This window comes from Sandarakinorhabdus sp. (assembly GCF_040398645.1).
Taxonomy (GTDB): domain Bacteria; phylum Pseudomonadota; class Alphaproteobacteria; order Sphingomonadales; family Sphingomonadaceae; genus Sandarakinorhabdus.
The window spans coordinates 2921-7556 of sequence record NZ_JBBATR010000054.1 but is presented as its reverse complement, the minus strand read 5'-3'; the positions used below and the strand labels follow the sequence as shown (position 1 = coordinate 7556).

Annotated in this window: 4 protein-coding genes; 1 reads left to right on the top strand and 3 read right to left on the bottom strand. The window is 60.7% G+C overall.

Annotated elements, in window-relative coordinates; all coding sequences use genetic code 11:
- On the top strand, positions 1-375 hold a 375-nt coding region (locus ABWP50_RS10955; protein ID WP_353218022.1), incomplete at its 5' end, for a hypothetical protein.
- 15 nt (positions 376-390) lie between these two features.
- Here ABWP50_RS10955 and ABWP50_RS10950 read toward each other — a convergent pair.
- The 3 genes from ABWP50_RS10950 to ABWP50_RS10940 all read right to left on the bottom strand — a co-directional run.
- Positions 391-921 carry a hypothetical protein gene (locus tag ABWP50_RS10950; protein ID WP_353218021.1) on the bottom strand — a complete coding sequence of 177 codons (531 nt, stop codon included), beginning with the start codon at positions 919-921 and terminating at the stop codon, positions 391-393.
- Between the two features lie 399 nt (positions 922-1320).
- Positions 1321-3519: a penicillin acylase family protein gene (locus ABWP50_RS10945; protein ID WP_353218020.1), complete on the bottom strand. Its 2199-nt coding sequence runs from the start codon at positions 3517-3519 to the stop codon at positions 1321-1323.
- A partial coding sequence (locus tag ABWP50_RS10940) for an MFS transporter (RefSeq protein ID WP_353218019.1) occupies positions 3516-4636 on the bottom strand: 1121 nt, incomplete at its 5' end. The genes ABWP50_RS10940 and ABWP50_RS10945, both read right to left, overlap by 4 nt.

The following is a 4636-nucleotide window of genomic DNA, read 5'->3' as shown; positions in this document are numbered from 1 at the left end:
TCATGCCGCGCGGTCCTCTTCGACAACGCGCAAGTGAGCCTGGTCGTGGTAGCGCGGCTTGTCTACGAGGCCGCCGAAGTTCACGGCCGGCAGATTCACGCGTTGGCCGGCATCGGCAAATGCTGCGTGGGCATCCACCATCTGACGCCGGGCTTCGGCCAATGTGGCCATGCTGGCAATCACTTGCTGGAAGGCCGGTTGGCCAACAGCAACCGACGCTCGAACCGCTTTGCGCGCAACCGGCATGTAGCCAACCAGGCCGGCGGCGCAGGCGATGGCAGCATCAATGGCGTCTTCAGTGGCAAACAGGTGTTCCGCGACAGTGCGCGCAACTTGCATCTTGTTCGACATGTTATTGCCTTTCATGAGGGTTGAACGAATAGAGAAACGTCAGGAACTGATGATTGCGTCGTATCCTTGCAACAGTGATGCGATTGCCCCGAGGGCAAGCATCATACTGATCAGCAATATTGCTGACCTTCTCAAAATGATGCTCAGGTCCATTGCTGACGCTTTGGACAAAGCAATTTTCAAGCTGGCAAGATTGGAAGATTTGTCCATGTTTTGTTCCTGTGTAGCATGGAAGCTTCCAACATTTTTACCATAAGAGTATTTTTCGGATTCTTCACGCAGTGCTGGTGCAGGTTCAGATGCCATTTTGGCGCAATTTGCACCATTTTGGTGGAAACGCTGGCCAGGAGTGCCGTGTTCCGGCCAGCCATAGTGACGAGCAATGATGGCGGCTGCATCGCGCCGGCGTGTCACACCGAGTTGGCCGCACGTCCTGCGAACGACGCGCTCAACTTCGGCTGGTTTGATCCGCAGGGCAGCCGCAGCTTCGCTCCCCGTCTTGTACGCGGCAATTTGTTTGAACACGGCCAATTGTTGATCATCGAGAACGCCACGAAACACTCGGGACACGGACACCCCCCGCAAACACAAGCTGTCCTATGGTTTCCCCCTCCGGAAAATAGACATGCCAATGCAAGCCGAATCACCCAAGCTTTGTCAAGAAATCAAAGCGTTTTCCCCCTATGGGACGTTCGCTGCCGGGACCCGTTGCCCGTGCTCCAGTTATCCCGCCTGGCTGTCCGGCCCCTTTGTCAGGCCCCATTGTCAGGCTTTGTTGCACCGTCCGGATTAGCGCTCGAAGCACACTTTTGCTCTAACCCAATGCGCGGATCGAGTCAACAAGAAATCACCTATTTGGTTATTTTGTCCACGATTTCTGGTTTTCTGCGCTATTTGGGAACGGCAGCACCAAAATGGCCGCATGGTGCCACAGGGCGACACTATCGCCTTGTTTGCGCGGCAGCAACGTCACCCTCCGGGACGATATGTCCGCTCCACATGCCCCGATAGCTGCACATCGGTAAAATAGACCGGGCGGAAATCATGCTGGCGATACCGCTCAGCCTGGTCGGCAAAGTGCGGGCTGGCAGGGCTGCTGTTGATGCCGCCGGCGTGGACAGCGCGGGCTTCCGGGCCATTCTTGCCGAAGCGGACAACCGCCACGAAGCTGTTGCCGTAATCGCCATACCAGCGTTTCGCCCCGTCGCGTTGGCGGGCACCGAAGCTGGCCAGGCTGCCCCAGTTTCCGCTGGCAAAGCCGATGGGCGTACTGGGCAATTTGTCATCATAAACCTGTGCCACATTGCCAGTCAGGCGCTGGAAGCGGTTGATGTGGCCCCAGGGCACGTCCCAGCCGCCAAAGTCGCCGGCCAGCTTGACGATTGCGGCATCCAGGGCGGCAAGGCGATCGGCATCCGGCACTTTGGCGCTGGCCAGATAGGACACGATCGCCTCCTCATCCAGCCGTGCAACCGGGCCGAAGCGCTTTACCATCTCTTCGCCCCAGAACATGGCGAGGCTGGCTGCACTTGAGGCTTCGCTGGTGCGATAATCCCACGCCTTAAGCGCAGCAACCGGACCGGCGAGGCGCGCGCGCTGCGCATCAGCGGCAGGCAGCGCTTCCCAAGCGCTGACCACGGCCGGGATAGTGTCAGCAAAGCCCTGCAAATAGGGATCATAAGCCGCTGTGAGCAAGCTGGAAAGATCGAATTTCTTGTCACCGCTCAGCAGGCGCAGCGCGTTGGGTCCGCGCGGATTTTCACCGGCACGGTCCATATAGCGGGGATAGGCGGCTTGTTTGGGACTGTCCGGGCCGGCGGCCGTCCAGGGCCAATTGTTGACGTTGAACGCAAATCCGCTGCCGGGGTTGATCACGCTGGGCAATTGATCAAGGCTGTGTTCGCCCAGCCAGTCGGTGGCCGGATCAGTGCCGTCCACGGGCTTGGCCCAATCGAAGCGCTTGTCACGCACCGGCACGAATTGTGGGTGAAGATAGGCAATCTCGCCCTTGCTGCTGGCAAACAGCGTGGCGTTGCTGCTGTTGGCATGGCGCGACGCGACTTGCAGATAGCTGGCGAGATCCGTGGTTTTGGTGCGCAAGAAGCTTTGTTCCAGCGCAGCGACGGGCCGGTGCATCAGGGCAATCGCGATCCATTTGCCATTTTCGGCGCGGATCACTGGGCCGTGGTGCGACCGCCAGGTCGTGAAGCCGCGGCTGCTCATGCTGCCATCGGCAGCCTTGAAGGGCACACTGATGGTTTTTTCAGCCAGCGGGCGCCACGCAGTTCCATGCAGATAATGCCAGCGACCGGCCCTCTTCTCAACCGTCAATATATATTCATCAATATTATCAACGCCAGATGAGGTGTGCATCCAGCCGACATGCCGGTTGAAGCCCTGATAGACGAAAAACTGCCCCCAGGTGGACGCACCATAGGTGTCCAGGCCTTGGGCGCTTTCAACCTTGGCTTCGCTGCGGAAATAAAAGCTGGTGTGCGGATTGATCAGCAGCAGGGCGTCGCCGGTGGTGCTGCGGCCGGGTGCCAGCGCAAAGCCGTTCGATCCGGCGGGTTCTTCGCGTTCGCTGCCCAGTTCGACCGCCGATAACTTCACCGATTGGCCTGTGTAGAAGGATTCGAGGCGGCCGAGGTTGATGCTTTCGATATCGCCGCCGATGCTGCCTTCAGAGAAGCTGAGCGCCATCCATGGTTCGAAGCGGGTGATGACGCGGGGGCGCACGCTTGGGTGGGTGGCCAGGTAGAAGTTAAGCGCGCCGGCCCACGCCTCGCACAGCGATTTCAGCCAGCCCGGCGAACGCTTGTAATCACGCTGCAATTCTGTTGGCTCAATAAACAATTTCATCCGCAGGTCGCGCCAGACCGCGCTTTCGCCTTCCGTTTCGGCCAAGCGTCCCTGAGCATTGATGAAATTGGTTTCAACCCGGAAGAAATCGTCTTCGGCCTGCGCGTAGATCATGCCGAACACGGCGTCTGCGTCGGTCTTGCCCTTGATATGCGGGATGCCGAAATCGTCGCGGGTGATGGACACCGCATTGGCGGTTTTCTGCCAGCGGCTGATCACGGCTGCGGCATATTCCTCCTCCGCGGTGACAGACGCCAGCGCCGGGGCGGCGAGGAGGGAAGCGAGGAGGAGTGCGCGCAGGATCATGCCGCAACGCTAGAACCCGCATCTCCCTTCGGCAAGAGTGCAAGGCCTGCGGCGCTGACCAACGCGGCGCCCGCCAGATACCAGCCGACCGCGCCAATGCCATAACCGCTCGCCAATGCCTGGCCTATCACCGGTGTCAGGCCGCCACCGATGATGCCGCCCATGTTGAAGGCAACGCTGGCCCCGGTGTAACGCACCCGCGCCGGGAACAGGCCGGGCAGGAACGCCCCCAGCGGGCCATAAACAAAGCCCATCACGAACAGCCCCAGCGCCAGAAAGGCAAATACGCCAACGCCGCCGGCCTGCATCAATGGCCCCATCGCGGCGCCAACGCCGATGCTGGCAAGGCTGCCAATCATCAGCACCTGGCGCGGCGAGGTGCGATCCGATAGCCAGCCGGCGATCAAGATGCCCGCCGCCAGAAACAGGATCGCGCCCAGTTGCAATTGCAGAAATTCGGCGCGGCTGTAGCCCAGCGCCGTGGTTCCATAGCCCAGCGCAAACGCTGTTGCGATGTAGAAAATGGCAAAGCAGGTGACCGCCGCAGCCACACCGCACAGGGTGGCGCGGCCATGGTCGCGGATCAGTTCGACCAGAGGCACGGCCGGCGGCGTTTCATGCCGGGCCATGGCGGCAAAAGCCGGTGTTTCCAATATGTTCAGGCGGACCCACAGCCCGATGCCGACCAGCAGGATCGATCCGGCAAACGGCAGCCGCCAGCCCCAATTCAAAAATTCGCCGTCGTCGAGCCAGAGGCCGAGCATCAGGAACAGGCCATTTGCGGCAATGAAGCCCACCGGCGCGCCCAGTTGCGGGAACATGCCATAGCGCCCCCGCCAGCCTGGTGGCGCATTTTCGACCGCCAGCAGCGCCGCGCCGCCCCATTCACCGCCAAGACCAAAGCCCTGCCCGAAACGCAGCAGGCACAGGATGATCGGTGCGGCCAGGCCTATTGCAGCGTAGGTCGGCAAGAAGGTGATGGCGAACGTCGATCCGCCCATCAGCAGCAGTGAGGCCACCAATGTCGATTTGCGCCCCAGCCGGTCGCCATAATGGCCAAACACCAGCGCGCCAATCGGCCGCGCCACGAACGCGACGGCAAAGCTGGCGAACGACA

What these genes read in the sequence shown, in the direction of transcription:
- ABWP50_RS10945 (WP_353218020.1), bottom strand. Translation starts at nt 3,519, where the DNA reads ATGATCCTGCGCGCACTCCTCCTCGCTTCCCTCCTCGCCGCCCCGGCG.